The organism is Bacillus cereus group sp. MYBK220-1 (assembly GCF_051916445.1).
Classification (GTDB): domain Bacteria; phylum Bacillota; class Bacilli; order Bacillales; family Bacillaceae_G; genus Bacillus_A; species Bacillus_A cereus.
In genome coordinates this window covers 78,110-100,702 of sequence record NZ_JBQAGQ010000008.1, presented here as the reverse complement: position 1 = coordinate 100,702, position 22,593 = coordinate 78,110, and the positions used below count along the sequence as shown (strand labels likewise).

Sequence of the window (22,593 nt, the reverse complement as noted above, 5' to 3'; positions counted from 1 at the left end):
TTTTGATTTATATGTTGTAATCTTTGAAAGAGAATAAATTAATTCTCATAGAACTCCCATATCGTTCAACTCGTTCAGCGAGAAAGGCAAACTGATGGAAACATGAGGACGCAAAACTACAGGAGCTAAGGTCGAAAGGCTACGCTAGCCAGTTACCGGACGGATAGGGTTGGTCTTGGCCAATGCTTTTACATTGGCTTTTTTTTATTCTCGAACATATTGAGAAACATTTTCAAACAAAATATCCATATATTTTGTTTTTTTGTTTGTGTTGATTAAGGAAGGTGGATATTAATGAAAAAATATTGGCATAAGTTATCGTTCCTTCAAAAGAACGTCTTATTAACCGTATTAGTTATTTTGACACTTGTTGGAAGTATGGGTGCATTAAGTTTCAATATGTTTCAAAATAGTATGATGTCTTTATTTGAAAGGCAGTCTATTGAAACAGGAGAAATAGTATTGAAAAAACTGGATGTAGAATTAGTTAGAGACATGGCGAAAGATCCTACAGCCGAAAAAGTGAAAAAAGAAAAGTTAACAGAGAAATTAGATGAAGTATCAAAAGAATTGAAAAGCGTTGGACAAACGTATGTTACAGGAGCAAAGCCGAATGAAAAGCGAGAATTACAACTCGTTGGTTTGACTACAGAGTTAACAAATGCGTTTCCTATAAAGCCGGGAGATTATTATGAACAACCCGCTCATTGGATGAAGGCATACGATAAAGTGATTGATACGAAAAAGGCTCAAATGACAGAAGTATATGAAGATGAAATAGGTTCGTGGGTGACAATATTAGAACCAATTACAGATGGAGAAAACAATATTATTGCAATTGTTGCCGCTGACTTAGATGCTTCCATTGTTCCTATTACAAAAGAGAAGTTTATGATACAGGGTTTACTCTTTATCATTATTTCATTAGCAATTGCGACTATTACTCAATTCTTTATCGTGCGTCACTCGCTAGCTCCATTAAAAGATTTACGAGAAGGGTTACGTAAAATTGGTGAAGGTGACTTGAGTATTAAATTAAAAGAAAGACCAGATGATATTGGAATTATTAATGTTTATTTCAATAACACGATTGAAAAGTTTAAAGGGATTATAGATAAAGTAAGGCAAACTGCTGAGCAAGTTTCTTCTTCTTCACAAGAATTGTCGGCGAGTACAGAGGAAAACAGCATGGCAGTTCAAGAGATTGCAAGTTCTATTGAAGGTTTAAGAGTAGGGGCACAGTCTCAAAAAACTTCAGTACAACAATGTTTAGGGATTGTACATGGAATGGAAGATAAGGTAGAAGAGATAACTGGGGCTGCGAAACAAGTTGCGGTTGCTTCTGAAGGTATGGAACAACATTCAATTGAAGGTAATGAAGTGATTGGACAAATTATTAATCAAATGAGTTTAATCCAAAATGCAGTACAAGATTTGTCTTCCATCATTTATTCGTTAGAAACAAGGTCAAAAGAAATTAGTGATATCGTAACTGTAATTACAGGTATTTCAAATCAAACAAATTTATTAGCTTTAAATGCTTCTATTGAGGCTTCACGTGCTGGAGCAGCTGGAAGAGGGTTTGCAGTTGTTGCTGATGAAGTACGAAAATTAGCAGAACAGACGGAAGCGTCTGCTAAAGATATAGCGAAATTAATTGGTGAAACACAAGCTGAGACAGAAGATGCTGTAGTTTCCATGCAAAAAGGTTCAAAAGAAGTAGAAACTGGAATTTCGCTTGTTCAAAGTAGCGGAGATTTCTTTGAAAAAATCTCAAAATCAGCGCAATCTGTTACAGATCAAGTAAAAGCTGTTTCTGGTAATTCGAGTGATATTTTACAAAATAGTCAGAATATTGTTCAAGTCGTAAATGAATTATCACATATTGCAAATACTTATGCCAACAGCAGTAGTAATGTTGAAGAAAGCATGAAAGAGCAAGAAATATCAGTACAAGATATTGCAGAATTAGCGACTTCTTTAAGTTGGCTTTCTCAGGAATTACAAGAGCTTATTGGTGAGTTTAAAAGCGAATAAGGAGAAAGTTCAATTCTAATCAAGGGGATATCTCCGCTACTGATTATGAATTGAACGAATCTGCCCTTTAATAAGGGATGAAAAAGGTGTGAATTTTCACACCTTTATTATATTTAAGAGAGGAATTTACATAAATATGAAATTAGCAATTTCTTATAATGAGATGGTAAAAGAATTTTTAGGAAAAGTAGAAGGAAGTATTAAAATACCTAAAGATGTGCAAGGAACAGAACTTAGGATAAAAAGGAAAACGGAACTGTTTTCAAATTTGACTCACATTGTAGATTTAATAGGAGCGACTGCAACGTGGTTATATCATATTTCTAAAGAAAAACATATTGTCGTGCTTTATCATGTAAGAGGAAGTTTATTTCCGATTACTATTGAAGTTTCTAATTTTCTCTCCTATGAAAGTTTAAATTTACAAATTGAAGAGCAACTGGAGCAAATTAAAGAAATGAATGAGGAAGAAATAGAAGAGTTTCAAAACGGTAATACGTTATATGAAATGTCACCTATTATTATTGGTGAAACATATTATGAGCTACAAGACACGAATACATTACAATTTGTATTTAGTAAAAATATGCAAAGTGTAGAAATAATATTTAATAGTGTTAATTGGAAAGAGACAACGATTACTCGTTATGCACAACAAATACAAGGTGTTTTAATTAATAAATCACAAAATAAGAATAATCATATAAATGGTTTTAATATTATTACAGAGGCCGAGATGGCACTTTATAGTCAAGTGAATGATACGACAGCAGTATATCCTGAGAAAAGTATCGTCGATATGTTCTATAATACTGTTACTCAATTTCCAAATCGTATAGCTTTATCTTCAAGGGAAGGTACTTTAACTTATGAGGAGCTAAATAAAAAAAGTAATCAAATAGCTCGTATGTTAATTAAAAACGGCGTCCAGTTAGGAGACTATGTTGGAATATTTATGAAACGTAGCATAGACACAGTAGTAAGTATGGTAGCTATATTAAAAGCTGGTGCAGCGTATGTTCCGATTGATCCAGATTATCCGGAAAGTAGAATACAGTACATTATTCAAGATAGCCAAGCGAAAGTTATATTGATGAAAGAGACGCCTATAACATGTGATGGGGTTCAAACAGTTTCAATGTATGATAGTGAAACTTATGAAGATACAGATGTAAAGTTGTCTATTCATTGTGATGATGTAGCTTATATGATTTATACATCTGGTTCAACAGGGAATCCAAAGGGAACAATGTTAGCACATAGAGGCGTTGTTAATCTGTATACTTGGATGAAAAAGCAATATGAATTGACAGAAGAGGATGTATTTGCCCAATTTCCTTCCTTTAGTTTCGATGCTTCTGTATGGGAGTCATTTGCTTCTTTATTCTGTGGAGGAAACTTATATGTACTATTAGAGGAAGAGCGATTGTCTGTAGAAGCATTTGCAAATGCAATCTATAAAGTGAAAGCAACTTCAATCTTGGCATTAGCAACAATTTTTGTTCGACAAGTAGCAACTTATTTAGCAGAAGAAGATATATATAAGCTAGCTTCCCTAAAAAGAATTGCGATTGGCGGTGAAATGTTGCCTGTAGAGGTTATTAAATTGTGGAGAGAAAGAATAGGTACAAATGTTGAAATTTATAATGTATACGGACCGACAGAATGTACTGTAGTGACGACAACCTATAAAATACCTAGTCAGTTAAATGAGGATGTTGCGAGTATTCCCATTGGTAAACCATGTGCTAATTACCAAGTTATGATTTTGGATGAGAATATGAATCTTTGTCCAATTGGTGTACCTGGTGAATTATATATAGATTCAGTGGGATTAGCAAAAGGGTATTTTAATAAGCCTAATAAAACAATTGAAGCTTTTATTCCGAACCCTTTTAATCCTATAGTTAATATATACAAAACAGGTGATATCGTTAAGTTGCTAGAGGATGGAAATATAGAGTTTTTACATCGGAAAGATGATCAAGTAAAAATTAGAGGACATCGTATTGAACTAGGAGAAATCCAAAGTAAAATTTCTCAAAATCATAATATAAAAGAAAATGCTGTGTTTGCTAAGAAGAGTAAGGAAGGTAGCCAATATTTAATCGCGTTCTATACAACTTTAAATAAAAAAGAAATACCAGAATTAGTTTATCAGTTACAAGAGCAATTACCAGATTATATGGTGCCATCTAAACTAATTTATATTAATGAATTGCCACTTACACCTAATAAAAAGATTGATGTTAAGAAGTTAGCTCAGTTAGAAGAAAAGTATGAACCGGTTCGGCTACAAGAATATGTTGCACCTTCTAATAAAGCAGAAAAACAAATAGCGAACGCCTGGGCGGAAGTATTAGGAATTTCAAAAGTTGGAGTGCATGATGATTTCTTTACAATTGGTGGACATTCATTAAAAGTATTACGAGTCTTAACATTGTTAAAAGAAGATTTCTCACATTTAACAATTCAAGATTTCTTTAAAGAAAGAACGATATATGGATTAGCTCGAATTGAGCGAGAAGTAAAAGTAGAGAAAGAAGAAGTATTTCGTGAATATAAAGTGATTCACGAACCAAATACTATCACGTATGCAAACGTTTTGGAAGAAAACCAGATTTCAAATGTCTTTTTAACAGGAGCTACTGGTTATTTAGGATCACACATATTATATGAATTGTTGAGAGATACATCTGCTACTATTTATTGTTTAGTAAGACCAACTAAAGATGTGCAGCAAAGAATTATAGATACATTAACAGGCTACTTTAATGATGTATGTGAAGAATGGTTACAGCGTATACAGGCCGTAGCTGGTGATCTGGGAGAAGAGTATCTTGGGATGAGCGAAGAAGAATTTATGTTCATCAGTTCTAAGATGGATACGATAATTCATTGCGGTGCAGATGTAAGACATTTTGGAGATGTAAAACAATTTGAAAATATAAATGTCCAAGGAACTAGCCGTATGCTAACATTAGCGGAGAAAGGTGCTACATTCCATTTTATTTCTACAATTGGTATCCCGTTAGAATTAGCGGTAGATCAATGGGATACATACATGAAAACTGGTGATTTTAATTACAGTGTAGACTTAGAGAATGTATATTCAAATAGTAAACTACAAGCGGAAAACATTGTTCGTGAAGCAATGAAAAATGGTTTGCGTGGAAATATTTATCGTGCAGGTAATTTAGCATGTCATTCAGAAACAGGTTCGTTCCAACAAAATATTGAAGGAAACGCATTTTATCGTCTTATTAAAACAATGCTATTAATTGGGAAAGCACCAAATGTGAAGTGGAAAGTTGATTTCACACCAATTGATTTTGCTAGTAAATCAATTGTATCGTATTTGCAAGATTCGAAAATTATAGGAGAGACGTTACATATTTGTCATCCACATCAAATTGAGTTTGAACAATTTATACAGCTAATTGGAGAGTGTGGATACAATCTTGAAATGGTTCCACTTTCAGAATATGTAAATACCGGGCTTGCATTAGCGAAGGGAAATGAAGTAATAGCAGAGTTAATTGCTTCTCAAGTTGCAGGAGATGGAGCGCAGCAATCTGAAATTGTAATGGGTACGCGTAGAACGAATAAATGGATTAAGAAAAAAGAATTGATAGTACCAGCAATTAATAAAGAATTTATTCAGCAGTTATTAGCTCATGGTGAAAAAGTTGGTTATTTTCCAAAAATAATGAAATGATTATGCATGCTTTTGTTTGTTCAATAAAATAAATCATGCTACAATGAAAACGAATTAAGGACCGGGGAGCCAATTGGCTGAGAGGATGTAAGTAAACATCGACCCTCAACCTGATCTGGATAATGCCAGCGTAGGGAGTTACTTAAAGTGATGTAGCATATGTTATTCTGTAATAACTTGCATACAAGGCTTTCCTACGCAGTAGGAAAGCCTTTTCTTATTTTTGAAATTTAATTTTATAAGGGGGATTTTATTATGTCACAACAAGTTACAATGTCATTTTCAGTAGTACCACAAGCGAAAACGAAAGATGTATATTCTGTTGTCGATAAAGCAATTGAAGTTGTGCAACAATCGGGAGTTCGTTATGAAGTAGGGGCAATGGAAACAACTTTGGAAGGAGAATTAGATGTACTTCTTGATGTCGTTAAACGTGCGCAACAAGCTTGCGTCGATGCTGGAGCAGAAGAAGTGATTACTTCTATTAAAATCCATTATCGTCCAAGCACTGGTGTAACGATAGATGAAAAGGTTTGGAAGTACCGTGATGAATATGCAAAACCAGAAGCAATCTAAACTTATTACAACTATTTGGCTTATCCTTCTCATTGCGATATGGGAAGGATCTGTTTCATTATTTAAAATCGAACCGTGGATTTTACCAAAGCCTTCTGCCATTGTTCAAGAATTAATTGGGATGAAAGATTTACTATTACCAAATACGATGCAAACACTGCAGGAAGTTATAATTGGACTATTTTTTGCAATTTTATTGGGGACGAGCATCGCAATTATTATGGACGTTATACCGTTATTTCGTATTTTAATAAATCCATTGCTTGTTATTTCGCAAACAATTCCAATTGTTGTACTTGCACCGCTATTTATTATTTGGTTTGGATATGGGATGTTGCCGAAAGTAATGGTCGTAATACTCGTTTGTTTCTTCCCAATTGCGCTTAGTATTTTAGAAGGTTTTCAAACAGTAGATAAAAACATGCTGAAACTGTTACAAACAATGAAGGCGACAAAATGGCAAGTTTACCAGAAAGTAAAATTTCCAGCAGTGCTTCCATACTTTTTCTCAGGTTTAAAAATTGCAGTTACATATAGCGTAATGGGGGCAATTATCGGAGAATGGCTCGGTGCAAGTGAAGGATTAGGCGTTATGCTTACGAGGGCTACAAAATCCTTTTTGACTGCCCGAGTATTTGGGGTTGCAGCAATCATCGTTATGGTGACATTATGCCTGTATTTTATCGTAGAGTTTATGGCAAGAATAACAGCACCATGGATATATAGAAAGGACGGCAGAAAATGAAAAAAGGTTTGAAAGTTATGTTAGCTGCCTTAGTAGCGGTAGGTGTGGCTGGATGTAATCCGGCGAAGAAAGAAGAAAGTGCAAGTAAAGATCAAAAAGTAAAAGTAGTATTAGATTGGTTTCCAAATACGAATCATACTGGCTTGTATGTAGCGCAAACGAAAGATTATTACAAAAAGCAAGGATTAGATGTAGAAATTATTCAACCAGGTGACAATGTAACAGCAGAGCAAATGATAGCATCAGGAAAAGCAGACTTCGCAATAAGCGCACAAGAAAATGTAACGTTAGCTCGTGTAGAAGGAATTCCTGTTGTATCTGTAGGAGCGATTATTCAGCATAACACTTCAGCGTTTGCATCGCTTAAGAAAGATAATATGACGTCACCGAAAGATTTTGAAGGTAAACGTTACGGCGGCTGGGGAGGACCAGCGGAAGAAGCGACATTAAAGACGATTATGGATAAACATCAAGCTGATTTTAATAAAGTTGAAAAAATCATCTTAGGACAAACAGATTTCTTTAAATCAATTGGCCGTGATGCAGATTTTGAATGGATTTATTACGGTTGGGATGGGATTGAAGCGAAGCGTCAAGGAAAAGAGTTAAATACGATTATGGTGAAGGACTTAGATCCAGCGCTTGATTTCTATAGTCCTGTTATTATTACGAGTGAAAAACATACGAAGCAAGATAAAGACTTTGTGAAAAAGTTTATGAGTGCAACGACAGAAGGTTATAATTTTGCAATTAAGGAACCGAAAGAAGCTGCTGATATTTTAATTAAAGCTGTTCCAGATGTAAATAAAGATTTAGTTCAAGAAAGCCAAAAATGGTTAAGTACGAAGTATCAAGATGATGCTAAAGCATGGGGAGTACAGAAGGAAGAAATTTGGACGAATTACATGAATTTCTTATATGACAACAAAGTTATTAAAAAGAAAATCGATGTAAAAGATGCTTTTACAAATGAATTCCTTCCAAGTGAAAAATGAGCGGATTACAAATAAAAAATATAGTGAAATCTTTCGACGGAAAGAATGTATTAGAGAATATTAGTGCCTCTATACAAGAGGGAGAGTTTGTTTCCTTTGTAGGACCGAGTGGTTGCGGGAAAAGCACATTATTAAACATGATTGCAAATGTTGAAAAACCAACAAGCGGGAACGTAACGTATAACGATAAACAAGTACAAGAGCAAGATGTTGTTAGTTATATGCCACAACAAGATTTATTACTACCGTGGCGATCAGCTTTGCAAAATATCGTTCTTCCGTTAGAAATTGAAGGAAAGCCGAAAAAACAAAGGCTGACAGAAGGAATGGAAGCATTAAAGCAGTTCGAACTAGATGAATATGCAGACCATTATCCAGATGAATTATCTGGTGGTATGCGTCAAAGAATTAGTTTTCTGCGCACATATTTATGTGAAAAGCCAATTATGCTGCTTGATGAGCCTTTTGGTAAATTAGATGCATTTACAAAAATGGAAGTACATAGCTGGCTTTTAAACTCTTGGCATCAAGAAAAGCAAACAATCGTTATGGTGACACATGACTTAGATGAGGCAATCTTGCTTTCAGATCGCGTATTTATTTTATCTCAAAGACCAGCGTCAATAGTTGGCGAGGTACAAGTGAAATTACCTAGGCCGAGAACGATGGATATGTTAACATCACTCGAATTAAAAAAGGATAAAGAAGAGATTTTAAGTGTGTTAGCTCCTTATATGAAAAAATAGAAAAAGCTGATGTTTTAATTTTAGACGAACCGACTAATCATTTGGATGTAGAAACTAAGATGGCTTTACAGGAAGCGTTACAACAATACAAAGGAACGGTTTTAATTGTCTCACATGAACCTTCTTTCTATGAATCGTGGATAACAAAAGTATGGAATATAGAAGATTGGAATACTGAACAATATGAATAAAGAAAAGGCATTAGCTTTTAGGAGCTAATGCCTTTTCTTTGTGATTAACATGATTTTCGAGAACTCTTACATGAGAATTGTATGAAGAAGCACTCTTATGGTGCGCTTATAAGCGTGCTTTTTCTTTTGTTATATTTATAATACGAAAGCCTTTCCCTAACAGGTGACTATCTTTCTTTATATATATAGATAGTTCAAAATGGAATGAAAATAATTCCTTTATGTAAAGGATAATATGGATATTATAGGAAGACAATAGAAATTAAAGGAAATTCATGTAAAATTCAAATGAACTTCATATAAACTTCATATTAGAAATTAAATATAATTATAATAGGTTATTATGATATTTTTGATTTTTCATAAAATTAAAAGTTTGAATTTAGGAGGTATTGCTCAAACCTAAATTCAAACTTTAGTGAATTAATTAATGGATATTACGTCTAGTTTTCGCTAATGACGGTATTTAAAAGTTCGGCAGGATTACCTGTTCCTGCACCGCCAATTGTAATAGATCCACCAGGAGGAATTTCACCATTCCATCCTGCGTTCGTAATTACATAATGATTATTTGTTTTACTACTAATTTTAGAATCCCAAACTTGTGTTAAATTACCGCTATAATCAAATTCTAATTTCCAATTTTTAATAGGAGTCGTTCCATTATTTTTGATTATAATCGAGAAGTTATAACCGCTGCCCCAATTCGAAGTGACTGAAAATGTAGCAGTACCATTTCCATCAGGAGGTGTCGTATTAGCTTCATCCGTTTTGACAGTAAGAGCGGTAGGTTGTGATTTATTTCCAGCAGCATCTTTGGCAATTATTGAAAATGTGTATTCCGTATTAGGTTTTAAGTTTTTAATTGTAATGCTATTTGTTGTTGTACTCCATTTCTCTTCTCCAGCAGTAATTTCATATTCCATAACTCCTACGTTATCAGTAGATGCAGTCCAGTTTAATTGAACTGAGTTTGAATTTTTATTCGTAACTACAACGTTTTTAACATTCGTTGGTGGCTCAGTATCTTTTTGACTAATAGGTCCACCAAGTAATTCTTTTACTAGCGTATCAAGTAATTTTGGACCACTGCAACTATATTTTGGACTTGTACGGCAATCTCCGCTTAGTTCCCAAAACATTGCTCCACTTAAACCTTTCGTCTTTATATAGTCTGTTTTGTATTTCATAGATTCATTGTCATCGTAGCTAATAAATGTGCCTGTAGTTGCATTATATAAATAAGGTACTTTAGCTGTGTCATTCCAGTAGCGTACAAAACCATTTTTATTAACGTAATTGGCTGCTAAATCACCGTAATCATACACACCTGTGTCACCGGTAGAATAATCATCCCAAGTACCTTTAGAAGCAAGTTTCCCATCACTACCTGGTTTGCAAGGTTGATATTGTCCGTTATTTTCTTTGCCACAACTTTTCCAGCCACGTCCGTAAAAGGGTACGCCTAATACTAGTTTATCGACTGGAACACCTTCATTTGTATAAACATTTATAGCACCATCTACGTAAAAATTCGTATTTGCTGCTGGGTCATTTGGATCCTTATATAGAGCTGCATTATGATTAGAAGTAGCTTCCCATCCGCCGTGGAAATCATATGTCATAATATTAATCCAATCGAGTATTTGAGAAATTTTCTTTAGCTCTGTATGATCAGCGTAGCGTTGGCTTGCGCCTGAAGCGATTGTTAGTAAATATTGTTTGCCATCTTCAGCACCTGCTTTATTCAAAGCATTTCGGACATCTTGAAGAAGGAGAGTGAAATTTTGTTTATCTTCAGGACGATAACTACCACCAGGAATCGTTTCAACGCCCGGATATTCCCAGTCTAAATCTACGCCATCAAACCCATATGCGCGAAGAAAAGCTACTGTAGATTCAGCAAATACTTTTCTTGTTTTTTCATCAGCGGCCATATCAGAAAAGCGGTTAGACCAAGTCCAGCCACCAACGGAAATAATTGTTTTTAAGTGAGGATATTTAGCTTTTAATCGTTTTAGTTCCCCGAAATTTCCGCAACGGGCATATTTATCGCAATCTTCCCAAGTTGTCCCTGAGCCAGGATACGATTTGGTAACATCAGCCCATGGTTCACCGAGTACGAGAGTACCATTAGGAACCTCTTTATTTTGCAATGGTACACCAGATTCTTTACAGTTCCACGTTTGTTTATTTGGATTATCAGGATGAGTAGAAGGGTTTCCATGTTTTCCATTCCAACAAATATCCGCGAAAGCATAGTTAAGGTGAGTAAGCTTTGATGCATCAATGTCAGCAACTTGATAATTACGTCCGTAAACGCCCCACGAAGGAAAGTACCCAACAATTTTTTGACTTTGCTTTGGTGAATCTGCTAATGCGAGATTTGGAGTAATAAAATTTGTGAGAAAAAGAGGTAAGAAAAGTAGTAGAGATAGTAATAGCAGTGTGAATTTTTGAGACCTCATAGCCATTTCTCCTTTCAAAATAAAAGATATATTTAAAGGCATACGCCAATAAACCAAAATGAATCTAGACGTATGAAACGTCTAGATAAAATGATCAGACATCACGAAGTCTATACAAGGGAGCTGGGGGTGATTAAATCGTAACAAATGTAAGATTTAGTGTAAACGCTTTATTAAGTTGAAAAAGACTTTCTCAATACAAAAAGGCTTGAATACAAACTATATATGAAAACGAAAGATTGGTATGGGAAGAAAAAGCTCATTATAAATAAATTTGAGAAAAAATTGTATGGAGCCAATTATTAAAGACGTAGAAAGATAAGGAAATATCATGTAAAATAATAGTAAAAATATGTAAAGGAGGGAATAGTGTGGATGTGTTTTTGAACATTGCTGAAGAAAAAATTCGACAAGCAATACGGAATGGTGATCTTGATTATCTTCCGGGAAAAGGAAAACCACTACAATTAGAAGATCTTTCAATGGTACCTCCAGAACTTAGAATGAGTTATAAAATTTTAAAAAATGCGGGAATGATTCCACCAGAAATGGAACTACAAAAAGATATATTAAAAATAGAGGATTTAATTGCTTGCTGTTATGATGAAGAAGAGAGAAAGAAATTACGAGAAGAGTTAACAGCAAAAACGCTTCGTTTTCAGCAGGTAATGGAAAAGAGAAAGATTAAAGATAGTTCAGCTTTTCGTATGTATCAAGACAAAGTATTTCGTAAATTACGCTAAGAGGGATAAGATGACTACATTTAAAACGATAGAAGAATTAGCGAACTATATCGAAGAACAACAATTGGTACTTCTGTTTATTAAAACGGAAAATTGTGGTGTTTGTGATGTTATGCTAAGAAAAGTAAATTGCGTATTAGAGAATTATGATTACGTAGAGAAAATAGAGATATTACTACAAGACATGCAAGAGATTGCGGGGCGATATGGAGTATTTACAGGGCCAACAATTTTATTATTTCATAATGGAAAAGAAATTCTTCGTGAATCACGCTTCATTTCACTTGAAAATCTAGAGAGAATCATTCAATTATTCGAGGAATAGGGGAGGCTTTTATATGGGATTTATTATTGTCATACTATTATTTGTTGTAGTTGGAATAATCGTAACAGCAGTTCGATCGAACAAAAAGAAGGTGAACTTGGCGAAACAAAATAACATACATAATTCATCTAACAGCTCATCACCATTATTTTTCTTTGCTGGATCGGATAATGATAGCTCGCATGATGGCGGTTCACATGATTGTGGAGGGTCTTTTGGGGGAGATAGCGGGGGAAGCTGCGGTGGCGGTGGTGATTGATGAAAATGCGCCTTATATAGGCGTATTTCTTTTTAAACAAACGTTTGATTAGTTGGCTTACATATGCATAAACACAGTTAAACAAACGTTTGATTAATATTTTTAACATACTAAGGGGAATGGAAATGAAAAGGGAACCGAAAGTGAAAAATAAGGGGAAAGTAGTGTTATTTTTATTAGCTGCGGGAGGCGTGTTTTTTGTTAAATTAGCATTTAAATTTGGAACAATACATATGATTCGAACTTGGTTTGAAAGTACGTTTTCTTAAATAAGGAATATAGCCTCTTGCGATAGAGGTTTTTGATTTGTTATTATTAAACTGAACGGTCGGTTTAAAGAGGTGTGAATATGAGAAGAAGCGCAGAAGAGATAAAGAAAGAAATTGCATATAAAGCAAAAAGTCTATTTTCACAGAAAGGCTACGCAGCTACATCTATGGAAGAGATTTGTGAAATTACAGAGCGAAGTAAAGGAAGCATTTATTATCACTTTAAAAGTAAAGAAGAATTATTTTTATTTGTAGTGAAACAGCATACGTATGATTGGGTTGAAAAATGGAATGAAAAAGAGAAGTTGTATAGCACTAGTACTGAAAAACTATATGGTCTCGCGGAATATCATGTAGAGGACATACAGCAACCAATTTCAAATGCAATAGAGGAATTCTCTATGAGTCAAGTTGTAAGTAAAGAGATTTTGGAGGAACTATTAGCTTTAACTAGAGAATCATATGTTATGTTTGAGAAATTAATTGAAGCAGGTATACAGTCTGGAGAGTTCCGTGAAGATAATACTCGTGATCTTATGTATATTGTGAATGGATTATTATCAGGGCTTGGAGTACTTTACTACGAGCTAGATTATAAAGAGTTGAAGCGTATTTATAAAAAGGCAATAGATGTATTGTTAAAAGGAATGGCAGCTGAATAATAGGTCAGTTGCTTTTCTTACAAAATAAAATAGACCGAACGGTCGGTTTGTAAAAGGGGGATGAAAATGAACGCTTTATTTAAAAACCGAGCATTTATGCTCGTTATGGCATCTGATATTTTACAACAATTTGCAATTTGGATCAGAAATATGGCTCTTTTATATTTCATAATGGAGCGAACGAATAATGATCCGGTTTCTGTTTCTTTGTTATCAGTTATGGAATATGCACCTATTTTTATTTTCTCGTTTATCGGTGGTGCGCTAGCTGATCGCTGGAATCCGAAAAGAACAATGGTCGCTGGAGATGTATTAAGTGTACTGTCTATTATAGGAATTGTCCTGTTGTTAAAGCTGGATTATTGGCAGGCTATATTTTTTGCAACACTCATTTCCGCGATTGTAGGCCAGTTTTCTCAGCCCTCATCTTCGCGCATATTTAAGCGCTATGTAAAAGAAGAAGAGGTAGCAAATGCAATTGCATTTAACCAAACATTACAGTCATTATTTCTGATTTTTGGACCAGTGGTAGGATCGCTTGTGTATACACAACTTGGTTTATTTACGTCACTATATAGCTTAATCATTTTATTTTTGTTATCTGCTATCGCCCTTTCATTCTTACCAAAATGGGTTGAAAAAGAGCAAGTGGCGAGAGATTCATTAAAAAATGATATAAAAGAAGGTTGGAAGTATGTTCTTCATACGAAAAATTTACGTATGATTACGATCACTTTCACCATTATAGGCTTAGCTGTTGGATTAACAACTCCATTAGAGGTGTTTCTTGTAATAGAACGCCTTGGAATGGAAAAGGAAGCAGTTCAATATTTAGCTGCAGCTGATGGAATAGGTATGTTAATTGGTGGTATTGTTGCTGCAATTTTCGCTTCAAAAGTGAATCCGAAAAAAATGTTTGTATTCGGTATGGGCATATTAGCAATGTCATTTTTAGTAGAAGGGCTATCTACATCATTTTGGATTACTAGTTTCATGAGGTTTGGAACAGGTATTTGTTTAGCTTGTGTTAATATTGTTGTCGGTACGCTTATGATTCAACTTGTACCAGAAAATATGGTTGGAAGAGTAAATGGGACGATTTTACCACTGTTTATGGGGGCAATGCTAATTGGAACTTCACTAGCTGGAGGATTAAAGGAACTAACTTCACTAGTTACTGTGTTTTGTATAGCAATGGCACTTATTTTATTAGCGATAGGGCCAGTTCTACGTATGCAAATAAAAAAAGAAGATGTTGCTAATAAAGAGGCACTAACAAATTCGTTAGCTTCGAAATAACTATTGTAAGGGAGCAATATTGCTCCCTTTTTCTTTGAGGAACTTTTGACAACTATATGAGCCAATTATATACTGATGTTGTAAAAACGATTTTACAGGTTAGGAGCAATGGTGTGAAAAATCAAATCTATGAATTACGCACTGAAAATAATATTTCACAAGGCGCATTAGCTGATAAATGTAAGGTTTCTAGACAAACGATAAATGCAATTGAGAATAATAAATATGATCCAAGTTTAGCGTTAGCGTTCCGTTTAGCTGAAGTATTAGGAACAACTGTTGATAAATTATTTTTGTACAAGCAGTAGAGTCGTTCATTATAAGGCGCACCTTTAAAAATAAAAAAGATCCTCTTCTTATGAGAAGAGGATCTTTTCTTAGAGCGTTTTAGTCTTTGGACTAGGTGGTGTAACGGATGTATTATTTTCTGGAACTCTAGTTAGTAAGAATCCTCCGATAATAAACAGAACAATAATACTAAGAACACCAGCGTTTGTTTTTCCTGTTAATTGCGTTGTAACACCGACTAATACCGGACCCATAATTGCGGCAAACTTCCCAAATATATTATAAAATCCGAAGAATTCATTAGCAGATTCTTTTGGTACTAGTTTTGCAAAGTATGAACGACTTAGTGCTTGAATACCACCTTGAGATGTAGCAACTAACATTGCTAAAATCCAAAAATCAAGTGTCGTTTTTAAGAAATAAGCATATGTGCAAATAATGATATAAATAATGATACCGACATATAACATTTTTTTACCAGTAAATGTTTCAGATAGTTTTCCATATAGTAAAGCAAATGGACAAGCGACAATTTGTGTTACAAATAATATGATTAATAGATTCGTTGCACTAATACCGAGATCGGTTCCGTAAGCGGTAGACATAGTAATAATCGTATCGACTCCGTCAATATAGAAAAAGTAAGCGATTAGAAACATAAATACAGTTTTATATTCTTTAATATTTTTAAAAGTATCAGCAAGGCGTTTGAAGCTCATTCTAATAGGTCTTGGATGACGTTCAATATAGTGCGTTTGCTCTACGTTTTTTAGCATTGGAATTGTAAATAACCCCCACCAAAGAGCTGTTATCGCGAATGAAATTTGACTAGCAATGCCAACTGATAAAGGGATAGTTCCTTTTTGAGCAAGAATGATAAGAGTGATACAACCGATAAATGGAATAGTACTCCCAATATAGCCTAAAGCGAAACCTCTCGTAGAAATTCGATCCATTCTATCTTCAGAAGTGACATCTACTAAAAATGCATCATAAAAAATGTTTGCTCCAGCAAAGCCGATTAAGGCGAGCATATAGCACCCTAGCAATAAGTACCACTGAGAGGTTGGAACGACTGCTAACATACTTGTAAATACGATACCGAGTCCAAAGAAGAATGTGAAAAAACGTTTTTTAAATCCTTTATAATCAGCAACTGTGCCAAGAATAGGAGCAAGTATAGAAATTAAAAGTGTTGCGAATGAGTTTGCATATCCCCAATATGCTGTTGAAGTTGCCCCAGATAAACCCGCTTCTTTTGCAGCTGCTTTAAAGTAAATTGGAAATAATGCAGTTGTAATGACGAGCGAATATACGGAGTTCGCCCAATCGTATAATATCCAGCTTTTTTCTTGTCTGGACATTTTTTTCATATAATGTTCCCCCTCAAATTTGTTTTACTAACAGTGTACAAAAATAAAAATTATAAAAAGAGAAACAATGATGAATTTTACATAACTTTTACATATATACAAAGTTCTTTACAATTGGAGTAAATCCTCTACAATTGATCCGTCTGTTTCACCTAAGTGTAAACCGAGTAGTCTAGCGATAGTTGGGCCCTCATCAATAAGTCTCATATACGGTATGGTAATGCCGCTTTTTATCCCTTTCCCAGCAGCGATAAAAATTGTTTCATAGTTAGGTTTTGTTGGAGAGTATCCATGCGTACCAAATGTATATTTTTTACTAGGCGTAACATCTTTTTCGGTAATTTCTTTTATAAAATCTCCTGTATAGTTTTCAGTGAAATAATACCCTTCTCGTGCTTCTAACATGAATAAACAATTACCATCTGCACCGCAGTCTTTGGCAGCTTCATCATGAAGTATAAATTCAATTCCGTTTTGTTTATTTTGAAGTAGTTCTTCAAGGAGTAGTTGTACCTCCCGAATTGTATCCGTATCATTTTTGTCCTTTACATATACATAGGCAGAGCCGTCGCAACTTTGGCAATAGGCTTTCCAGTCTACTAATTTTCCTTTTTTATTAAGAGATATAAGTCCTCTTTGATGGAATAGCACATTTAATTGGATGGATTTGTTTTCACTTAAAGCGCTATGATCACCAAGGGCAATAATTGTACTTTCTTCGTATAAGTCACTTTCTTTTAGTGCTTGAATAATTTTCCCTAGACGTTCGTCGTGTCTCTGGATAGCAGCTATTGTTTCGTTAGATTCAAAGCCGTGATAGTGTCTTTGTGTGTCTAAATCGGTGAAATGTACAAACATGACATTAGGCTTTTTCGTCTGGATTGTATGCACAGCAGAGGCGAGGACGAAATCATCCAGTTCTGGTTGTGATAAACCATTTCTTATATGGCCGAAACGACGATTTAAATCTAATTGGTATAGTGGGCTACCGCTAAATAAGGAAACTAACACTTGATTTTGCCAAGGTCTATTGGGGAAAATTTCTGGTAAATTGTAATCGATGTTCGCTCTTCCAGTAACAGGCCATAGAAGGGCAGCTGTCGTTAAATTTGCTTTGCGCGCTTCATCATACAATGTTGTTCCTTTTATTGATTTTCGGTACCAATGCCAATCAGGTGATTCACGCCCTGGTTGAAGTAACGTATTGCTAACAACACCGTGCTTGTTAGGGTAATTACCGGTTACGATTGTTGAGTGGCTTGGATATGTTACAGAAGGATAAATTGGTTCTACTTTTTCGACAACCGTGCCCTTTTTTATTAGAGATTGGAAATGAGGTAGTTTTTGTAGTATAGGAAAATCTAAAGCTGATAAACAGTCGAATGATAAAATAATGACATGGTTTGTTAATGCTTTATCCATAAAGTTCCCTCCTGATTATATAAAACCTATTCTTATATATTACTATTAATACCTAGTAATAAAAATATATTTCTATGTGAAAATTTATTATTTATTTTCAGAAAAATTAAACATATAATTAAGTATAAGGGAATCTATGGAAGGAGGAAACACTATGGATTGGTTAGATGGATTTGGTATCTTTTACATCATTGGCGGAGTCACGATTATCCTTGTATTTGCTATTTCATATTTACTAAAGAAACGGTTTCCAGACAAACAGTTCGATATTATATTTGCACTTAGTTTAATACTTCTTTGCTTAGCATCCTTTCCCGTTACAATGATGGTTATTGGTGGGTGGGAAGGAATGGGATATGGATTTATTGGTTTCTTCGTCCTACTTGGTACACTTATCGGTATGATTGCACATCAACTTGTAAAAATTACGCGAAAAAGCTACGTATAAAACTGTAAAAAATGAAAAGAATATAAAAATAAGAAAATTCACTCTTGTTTTGGGTTGAAATTTATATTATGATAATCAACAAATTTATTTCGTTATAACGATGAAAAAGGACTAGTACATGTTCAACCTTTTTAGCAGAGAGAGAATCCGTCAGGCTGAAAGATTCTTAAAAAGGCAATATGGAACCTGCCTTTGAGTTCTGCATATGCAGCGGGAATTTCCCGTTATCAAAAAGAGAGCATGCGCAATTTTTGTGCATGAATCAGGGTGGTAACGCCGACAAAGCTCGGTCCCTATTTAGGGACGCGGGCTTTTTTGTATTTTCTAGAAGGAGGAAGACTGACTATGGCAAAAGAACAAGTGCAAGCCATTACGAAGATGGAAGAGGACTTTGCGCAGTGGTATACCGATATTGTAAAAAAAGCCGAACTTGTTGATTATTCAAGTGTAAAAGGATGCATGATTTTACGTCCGTATGGTTATGCCTTATGGGAGAATATGCAGAAGGTGATGGATGAGAAGTTAAAAGAAACTGGCCATGAAAATGTATATATGCCAATGTTTATCCCAGAGAGTTTATTGCAAAAAGAGAAGGATCATGTTGAAGGATTTGCTCCTGAAGTAGCATGGGTTACGCATGGCGGAGATGAAAAGTTAGCGGAAAGACTTTGTGTACGTCCTACATCTGAAACTTTATTCTGTGAGCACTTTTCAAAAATTGTGCAATCCTATAATGATTTGCCAAAGTTATATAATCAGTGGTGTTCAGTAGTTCGTTGGGAGAAGACAACTAGGCCATTCCTTCGTACGACTGAATTTTTATGGCAAGAGGGTCATACAATCCATGAAACGGCAGAAGAATCGCAGGCTGAAACATTAAATATTTTAAACTTATATGCTTCTTTCTGTGAGGATTATTTAGCAATACCAGTTATTAAAGGACAAAAAACAGAAAAAGAGAAGTTTGCTGGAGCAAAGGCAACTTATACAATTGAAAGTTTAATGCATGATGGAAAAGCACTTCAAACAGGAACCTCTCATAACTTTGGAACGAATTTCTCTAAAGCATTTGATATTAAGTTTTTAGATCGTAACGGTAAGTGGCAATATGTGCACCAAACATCTTGGGGTGTATCAACAAGAATGATAGGCGGGCTAATAATGGTTCATAGTGATAATAATGGACTTGTAATGCCACCAAAAGTCGCTCCAGTGCAAGTTGTTATTGTACCAATTGCTCAGCATAAAGAAGGAGTTTTAGCAAAAGCAACAGAGTTACAAGCACATATTCAAAAGGTTGCACGAGTAAAAATAGATGCTAGTAATAAAACACCAGGCTGGAAATTTAATGAGTATGAAATGAAGGGGATTCCAATTCGATTAGAAGTTGGCCCTAAAGATATTGAAAAGAATCAAGTTGTACTTGTAAGAAGAGATACGAAGGAAAAAGAGTTTGTACCAATGGATCAATTAGAAGAACGTATTCCAGCATTACTTGAAGAAATTCATATTGCTTTATTTAATAAAGCAAAAGCATTTCGCGATGAGAATACGTATGTTGCGACAAATTTCGAAGAGATGAAAAAAATAGCTGACGAAAAGCAAGGCTTTATTAAGGCAATGTGGTGCGGGGAATTAGCTTGTGAAGAAAAACTAAAAGAAGAAGTTGGCGTATCTTCACGTTGTATGCCTTTTGAGCAAGAGCATTTAGCTGAAGAATGTATTTGTTGTGGTAAAGAAGCTAAACAAATGGTGTATTGGGGAAAAGCGTATTAATACTTTTTCTGATAGGTGATAAAAGGACTTTGGGCTGCATAATAAAATGTAATCCAAAGTCCTTTTTAGTTTTATACAGTATTTCATGTACTTTTTAGATGGAAGGATGTTGTTCTTATTTTACGTTTTTACGACGAATAAACAGTAACATACCAATTAGGAATGTTGAAAGCCCCATTAAAATAGATATAGGGTAATGCGTTGCAGTATTAGGTAATTTATCACCTTGTTTTTTCGTATTATCTTTTACATTACCCCCTTGAGAACCGTTGCCCTCCTGAGAATTGCTATCGCCTTTAACACGATTGCCACCTTGAGAGCCATTACCCCCTTGAGAACTGCTATCACCTTTAACACGATTGCCACCTTGAGAGCCATTGCCGCCAGAACCGTTACCACCAGAACCGTTACCACCAGAACCGTTACCGCCAGAACCATTGCCACCAGAGCCATTGCCGCCAGAACCGTTACCGCCAGAACCATTGCCACTAGAGCCATTGCCGCCAGAACCGTTGTCACCGGAACCATTGCCACCAGAGCCATTGCCGCCAGAACCATTACCGCCAGAACCGTTGTCACCAGAGCCACTGCCGCCAGAACCGTTGCCACCAGAACCATTGCCACCAGAACCGCTGCCGTCAGAGCCACTACCACCAGAACCGTTGTCACCGGAACCATTGCCACCAGAACCGTTACCGCCGGAACCATTGCCACCAGAGCCATTGCCGCCAGAACCGTTGTCACCAGAGCCACTGCCGCCAGAGCCGTTGCCACCAGAACCATTGCCACCAGAGCCACTGCCACCAGAACCGTTACTGCCAGAACCATTGTCACCAGAACCGTTACCGCCGGAACCATTGCCACCAGAACCAGCATCGTCCTGAGAACCGTTACCGCCAGAACCAGTATCGTCCTGAGAACCGTTATTTCCTGGAGGTATATTATTATCCTTTGAGTTTCCTTCTGCAAAATGATCGCTATTTTGTACAATAGCGTTTGTTAATGGTTGGAAGTTTTCAGTTGCAGCATTACCGATATTTAAACCGCTAAAAAAAGATAAAGAGAGTGTTGATGCTAAAATGAAGATTTTCGTCATGGTTTTCCTCCTAAGAGATTAATGTTCCATCTAAAATACATCCCTTTGTAATATTTCTTAGGAAAAAGAGTTTTATGCAAAAAAAACTATATATAGAAAAAGGTGGTGTATTTGTCAAAGCAGAAAAGAGTTAATGTAGATTTCCTGCAAATAGTAGAGGGGGAGAATTTACATTTATAACGGTAGAGGAAGTGGCAGCAGATGAAAGAGTATATAGCGTTTGATATTGGCGGTACGCAAATTAAGTATGGTATTGTTTCAGAAATAGGGAGAGTATTAAAGCGTCAAACAGTTGCAACAGAAATTCATTTAGGCGGAGAACAAATTATTCAAAAACTTATATATGTATCCAAAAAAATAATGAATGAACATACTATTGCCGGAATCGGTATTAGCACTGCGGGAATTGTTGATATTAATAAAGGAATTGTGACGGGAGGTGCGGATCATATTCCGGGATATAGTACTATTCCTATTATTGATAGATTGCAAGAGATATTAAAAGTTCCAGTATCGATTGACAATGATGTGAATTGTGCAGCGTTTGGAGAAAAGTGGAATGGTAGTGGAAGAGAGAAAGATAACTTTATTATGCTCACCCTTGGAACAGGGATTGGGGGAGCAATTTTTATAGATGGAAAATTGTACCGAGGACATTCATTTAGTGCTGGTGAATGGGGGAATATGTTAATAGAAGGAAAAACGTTTGAAGAGGTTGCTTCGATTTCAGGATTAATTCGACTTGTAAGCAAATATAAAGGCAAAGGCAAGTGGAATGGGAAAAGAATTTTCGAGTTGTATGATAAAGGAGATCGGGAAGTTGCTCAAGCAGTTGGGATTTTCTTTAAACATTTGGCAATCGGAATTAGTAATCTTGCTTATATTTTTAATCCAGAAACGATTATTATTGGTGGAGGAATTACCGATAGAGGAAATGAGTTTTTAAAAGAAGTAAAAGAAGAGGTCAGTAAATACTTAAATCAAGAGATTTATAATAATTGTGAGATTGAACTTGCGCAAAACGGTAATTGTGCAGGAATGATTGGTGCTATTTACCACTTCTTACATCATCATAAGTAAATTATATGAATGTTTTCATATAACTGAGAATTTATCCTTTTTATCGCTAGGTAAATAATGCTACAATATAAGAGAAG

The 22,593-nt window shown here is 35.3% G+C and carries 20 protein-coding genes, 1 pseudogene, 2 riboswitches and 1 other annotated feature; of the genes and pseudogenes, 17 read left to right on the top strand and 4 right to left on the bottom strand.

All coding sequences use genetic code 11. The features are described 5' to 3' along the window. Nucleotides 1–75: 75 nt before the first annotated feature. Nucleotides 76–160: riboswitch (cyclic di-GMP riboswitch) on the top strand. A gap of 134 nt (nt 161–294) precedes the next feature. The 7 genes and pseudogenes from ACTFRU_RS24510 to ACTFRU_RS24480 all read left to right on the top strand — a co-directional run. After that, nucleotides 295–2,037, top strand: coding sequence for a methyl-accepting chemotaxis protein (locus ACTFRU_RS24510; RefSeq protein ID WP_000761079.1), 1,743 nt, complete (start codon nt 295–297; stop codon nt 2,035–2,037). A 136-nt stretch (nt 2,038–2,173) separates the two neighbouring features. Then, nucleotides 2,174–5,755 (top strand): non-ribosomal peptide synthetase family protein, encoded by a 3,582-nt coding sequence (locus ACTFRU_RS24505; RefSeq protein WP_440037940.1) that lies wholly within the window; start codon nt 2,174–2,176, stop codon nt 5,753–5,755. Between the two features lie 52 nt (nt 5,756–5,807). Next, a riboswitch (TPP riboswitch) is annotated at nt 5,808–5,909 on the top strand. A gap of 101 nt (nt 5,910–6,010) precedes the next feature. Beyond that, nucleotides 6,011–6,331 (top strand): MTH1187 family thiamine-binding protein, encoded by a 321-nt coding sequence (locus ACTFRU_RS24500; RefSeq protein WP_000082906.1) that lies wholly within the window; start codon nt 6,011–6,013, stop codon nt 6,329–6,331. Beyond that, nucleotides 6,303–7,076, top strand: coding sequence for an ABC transporter permease (locus tag ACTFRU_RS24495; protein ID WP_001057166.1), 774 nt, complete (start codon nt 6,303–6,305; stop codon nt 7,074–7,076). Before ACTFRU_RS24500 ends, ACTFRU_RS24495 begins: the two co-directional genes overlap by 29 nt. Continuing rightward, nucleotides 7,073–8,071: an ABC transporter substrate-binding protein gene (locus ACTFRU_RS24490; protein ID WP_000715573.1), complete on the top strand. Its 999-nt coding sequence runs from the start codon at nt 7,073–7,075 to the stop codon at nt 8,069–8,071. The genes ACTFRU_RS24495 and ACTFRU_RS24490 overlap by 4 nt, the downstream gene beginning before the upstream one ends. Then, a complete protein-coding gene (locus ACTFRU_RS24485) occupies nt 8,068–8,817 on the top strand; it encodes an ABC transporter ATP-binding protein (protein ID WP_000016084.1) in 750 nt (249 codons plus the stop codon). The genes ACTFRU_RS24490 and ACTFRU_RS24485 overlap by 4 nt, the downstream gene beginning before the upstream one ends. Beyond that, nucleotides 8,814–9,008 (top strand): annotated as a pseudogene (locus ACTFRU_RS24480) (ABC transporter ATP-binding protein); the annotation flags it as partial. The gene ACTFRU_RS24485 and the pseudogene ACTFRU_RS24480, both read left to right, overlap by 4 nt. A 443-nt stretch (nt 9,009–9,451) precedes the next feature. Here ACTFRU_RS24480 and ACTFRU_RS24475 read toward each other — a convergent pair. Next, nucleotides 9,452–11,476: a glycosyl hydrolase family 18 protein gene (locus ACTFRU_RS24475; RefSeq protein ID WP_001257487.1), complete on the bottom strand. Its 2,025-nt coding sequence runs from the start codon at nt 11,474–11,476 to the stop codon at nt 9,452–9,454. Nucleotides 11,477–11,847: 371 nt separating this feature from the next. Between ACTFRU_RS24475 and ACTFRU_RS24470 the strand changes: the two genes are divergently transcribed. The 7 genes from ACTFRU_RS24470 to ACTFRU_RS24440 all read left to right on the top strand — a co-directional run bounded on the left by ACTFRU_RS24470 (nt 11,848) and on the right by ACTFRU_RS24440 (nt 15,341). Further along, on the top strand, nt 11,848–12,219 hold the full coding sequence (locus tag ACTFRU_RS24470; protein ID WP_000382375.1) for a J-domain-containing protein: 372 nt from the start codon (nt 11,848–11,850) through the stop codon (nt 12,217–12,219). 10 nt (nt 12,220–12,229) lie between these two features. Beyond that, nucleotides 12,230–12,544 (top strand): thioredoxin family protein, encoded by a 315-nt coding sequence (locus ACTFRU_RS24465; RefSeq protein WP_000206514.1) that lies wholly within the window; start codon nt 12,230–12,232, stop codon nt 12,542–12,544. Between the two features lie 13 nt (nt 12,545–12,557). Continuing rightward, the gene (locus ACTFRU_RS24460; RefSeq protein ID WP_000505774.1) at nt 12,558–12,803 is read left to right on the top strand and encodes a hypothetical protein; all 246 of its coding nucleotides are present in this window, start codon (nt 12,558–12,560) and stop codon (nt 12,801–12,803) included. A 125-nt stretch (nt 12,804–12,928) separates the two neighbouring features. Next, a complete protein-coding gene (locus ACTFRU_RS24455; RefSeq protein ID WP_326302931.1) occupies nt 12,929–13,072 on the top strand; it encodes a histidine kinase in 144 nt (47 codons plus the stop codon). A gap of 80 nt (nt 13,073–13,152) precedes the next feature. Beyond that, nucleotides 13,153–13,734, top strand: a complete 582-nt coding sequence (locus tag ACTFRU_RS24450; RefSeq protein ID WP_001254452.1) for a TetR/AcrR family transcriptional regulator — start codon at nt 13,153–13,155, stop codon at nt 13,732–13,734. A 66-nt stretch (nt 13,735–13,800) separates the two neighbouring features. After that, nucleotides 13,801–15,033: an MFS transporter gene (locus ACTFRU_RS24445; protein WP_044307350.1), complete on the top strand. Its 1,233-nt coding sequence runs from the start codon at nt 13,801–13,803 to the stop codon at nt 15,031–15,033. 56 nt (nt 15,034–15,089) lie between these two features. Then, entirely contained in the window at nt 15,090–15,341 is a 252-nt protein-coding gene (locus ACTFRU_RS24440; RefSeq protein ID WP_002023181.1) for a helix-turn-helix transcriptional regulator, read from the top strand. Nucleotides 15,342–15,410: 69 nt separating this feature from the next. Here ACTFRU_RS24440 and ACTFRU_RS24435 read toward each other — a convergent pair whose 3' ends face one another. Together ACTFRU_RS24435 and ACTFRU_RS24430 are read right to left on the bottom strand one after the other, a co-directional pair. Continuing rightward, on the bottom strand, nt 15,411–16,694 hold the full coding sequence (locus ACTFRU_RS24435; RefSeq protein ID WP_000738816.1) for an MFS transporter: 1,284 nt from the start codon (nt 16,692–16,694) through the stop codon (nt 15,411–15,413). 108 nt (nt 16,695–16,802) lie between these two features. Beyond that, the gene (locus ACTFRU_RS24430; protein WP_000356414.1) at nt 16,803–18,116 is read right to left on the bottom strand and encodes an alkaline phosphatase family protein; all 1,314 of its coding nucleotides are present in this window, start codon (nt 18,114–18,116) and stop codon (nt 16,803–16,805) included. 154 nt (nt 18,117–18,270) lie between these two features. Here ACTFRU_RS24430 and ACTFRU_RS24425 point away from each other — a divergent pair, with 154 nt between their 5' ends. Continuing rightward, nucleotides 18,271–18,564 carry a YesK-like family protein gene (locus tag ACTFRU_RS24425; RefSeq protein WP_000383865.1) on the top strand — a complete coding sequence of 98 codons (294 nt, stop codon included), beginning with the start codon at nt 18,271–18,273 and terminating at the stop codon, nt 18,562–18,564. Nucleotides 18,565–18,655: 91 nt separating this feature from the next. After that, nucleotides 18,656–18,862 (top strand) — a binding site (T-box leader). A gap of 47 nt (nt 18,863–18,909) precedes the next feature. Beyond that, nucleotides 18,910–20,340: a proline--tRNA ligase gene (gene proS, locus ACTFRU_RS24420; protein ID WP_001040985.1), complete on the top strand. Its 1,431-nt coding sequence runs from the start codon at nt 18,910–18,912 to the stop codon at nt 20,338–20,340. A gap of 115 nt (nt 20,341–20,455) precedes the next feature. Here proS and ACTFRU_RS24415 read toward each other — a convergent pair whose 3' ends face one another. Further along, entirely contained in the window at nt 20,456–21,436 is a 981-nt protein-coding gene (locus ACTFRU_RS24415; RefSeq protein WP_440037939.1) for an LPXTG cell wall anchor domain-containing protein, read from the bottom strand. 201 nt (nt 21,437–21,637) lie between these two features. On the opposite strand from ACTFRU_RS24415, the gene ACTFRU_RS24410 reads away from it, so the two are divergent. Next, on the top strand, nt 21,638–22,516 hold the full coding sequence (locus ACTFRU_RS24410) for an ROK family protein (protein ID WP_000666117.1): 879 nt from the start codon (nt 21,638–21,640) through the stop codon (nt 22,514–22,516). Nucleotides 22,517–22,593: the final 77 nt, after the last annotated feature.

What these genes read in the sequence shown, in the direction of transcription:
- ACTFRU_RS24485 (WP_000016084.1), top strand. Translation starts at nt 8,068, where the DNA reads ATGAGCGGATTACAAATAAAAAATATAGTGAAATCTTTCGACGGAAAG.
- ACTFRU_RS24455 (WP_326302931.1), top strand. Translation starts at nt 12,929, where the DNA reads ATGAAAAGGGAACCGAAAGTGAAAAATAAGGGGAAAGTAGTGTTATTT.
- ACTFRU_RS24430 (WP_000356414.1), bottom strand. Translation starts at nt 18,116, where the DNA reads ATGGATAAAGCATTAACAAACCATGTCATTATTTTATCATTCGACTGT.
- ACTFRU_RS24475 (WP_001257487.1), bottom strand. Translation starts at nt 11,476, where the DNA reads ATGAGGTCTCAAAAATTCACACTGCTATTACTATCTCTACTACTTTTC.
- proS (WP_001040985.1), top strand. Translation starts at nt 18,910, where the DNA reads ATGGCAAAAGAACAAGTGCAAGCCATTACGAAGATGGAAGAGGACTTT.
- ACTFRU_RS24495 (WP_001057166.1), top strand. Translation starts at nt 6,303, where the DNA reads ATGAATATGCAAAACCAGAAGCAATCTAAACTTATTACAACTATTTGG.
- ACTFRU_RS24490 (WP_000715573.1), top strand. Translation starts at nt 7,073, where the DNA reads ATGAAAAAAGGTTTGAAAGTTATGTTAGCTGCCTTAGTAGCGGTAGGT.
- ACTFRU_RS24450 (WP_001254452.1), top strand. Translation starts at nt 13,153, where the DNA reads ATGAGAAGAAGCGCAGAAGAGATAAAGAAAGAAATTGCATATAAAGCA.
- ACTFRU_RS24510 (WP_000761079.1), top strand. Translation starts at nt 295, where the DNA reads ATGAAAAAATATTGGCATAAGTTATCGTTCCTTCAAAAGAACGTCTTA.
- ACTFRU_RS24505 (WP_440037940.1), top strand. Translation starts at nt 2,174, where the DNA reads ATGAAATTAGCAATTTCTTATAATGAGATGGTAAAAGAATTTTTAGGA.
- ACTFRU_RS24415 (WP_440037939.1), bottom strand. Translation starts at nt 21,436, where the DNA reads ATGACGAAAATCTTCATTTTAGCATCAACACTCTCTTTATCTTTTTTT.
- ACTFRU_RS24425 (WP_000383865.1), top strand. Translation starts at nt 18,271, where the DNA reads ATGGATTGGTTAGATGGATTTGGTATCTTTTACATCATTGGCGGAGTC.
- ACTFRU_RS24445 (WP_044307350.1), top strand. Translation starts at nt 13,801, where the DNA reads ATGAACGCTTTATTTAAAAACCGAGCATTTATGCTCGTTATGGCATCT.
- ACTFRU_RS24440 (WP_002023181.1), top strand. Translation starts at nt 15,090, where the DNA reads ATGAGCCAATTATATACTGATGTTGTAAAAACGATTTTACAGGTTAGG.
- ACTFRU_RS24410 (WP_000666117.1), top strand. Translation starts at nt 21,638, where the DNA reads ATGAAAGAGTATATAGCGTTTGATATTGGCGGTACGCAAATTAAGTAT.
- ACTFRU_RS24465 (WP_000206514.1), top strand. Translation starts at nt 12,230, where the DNA reads ATGACTACATTTAAAACGATAGAAGAATTAGCGAACTATATCGAAGAA.
- ACTFRU_RS24500 (WP_000082906.1), top strand. Translation starts at nt 6,011, where the DNA reads ATGTCACAACAAGTTACAATGTCATTTTCAGTAGTACCACAAGCGAAA.
- ACTFRU_RS24460 (WP_000505774.1), top strand. Translation starts at nt 12,558, where the DNA reads ATGGGATTTATTATTGTCATACTATTATTTGTTGTAGTTGGAATAATC.
- ACTFRU_RS24435 (WP_000738816.1), bottom strand. Translation starts at nt 16,694, where the DNA reads ATGAAAAAAATGTCCAGACAAGAAAAAAGCTGGATATTATACGATTGG.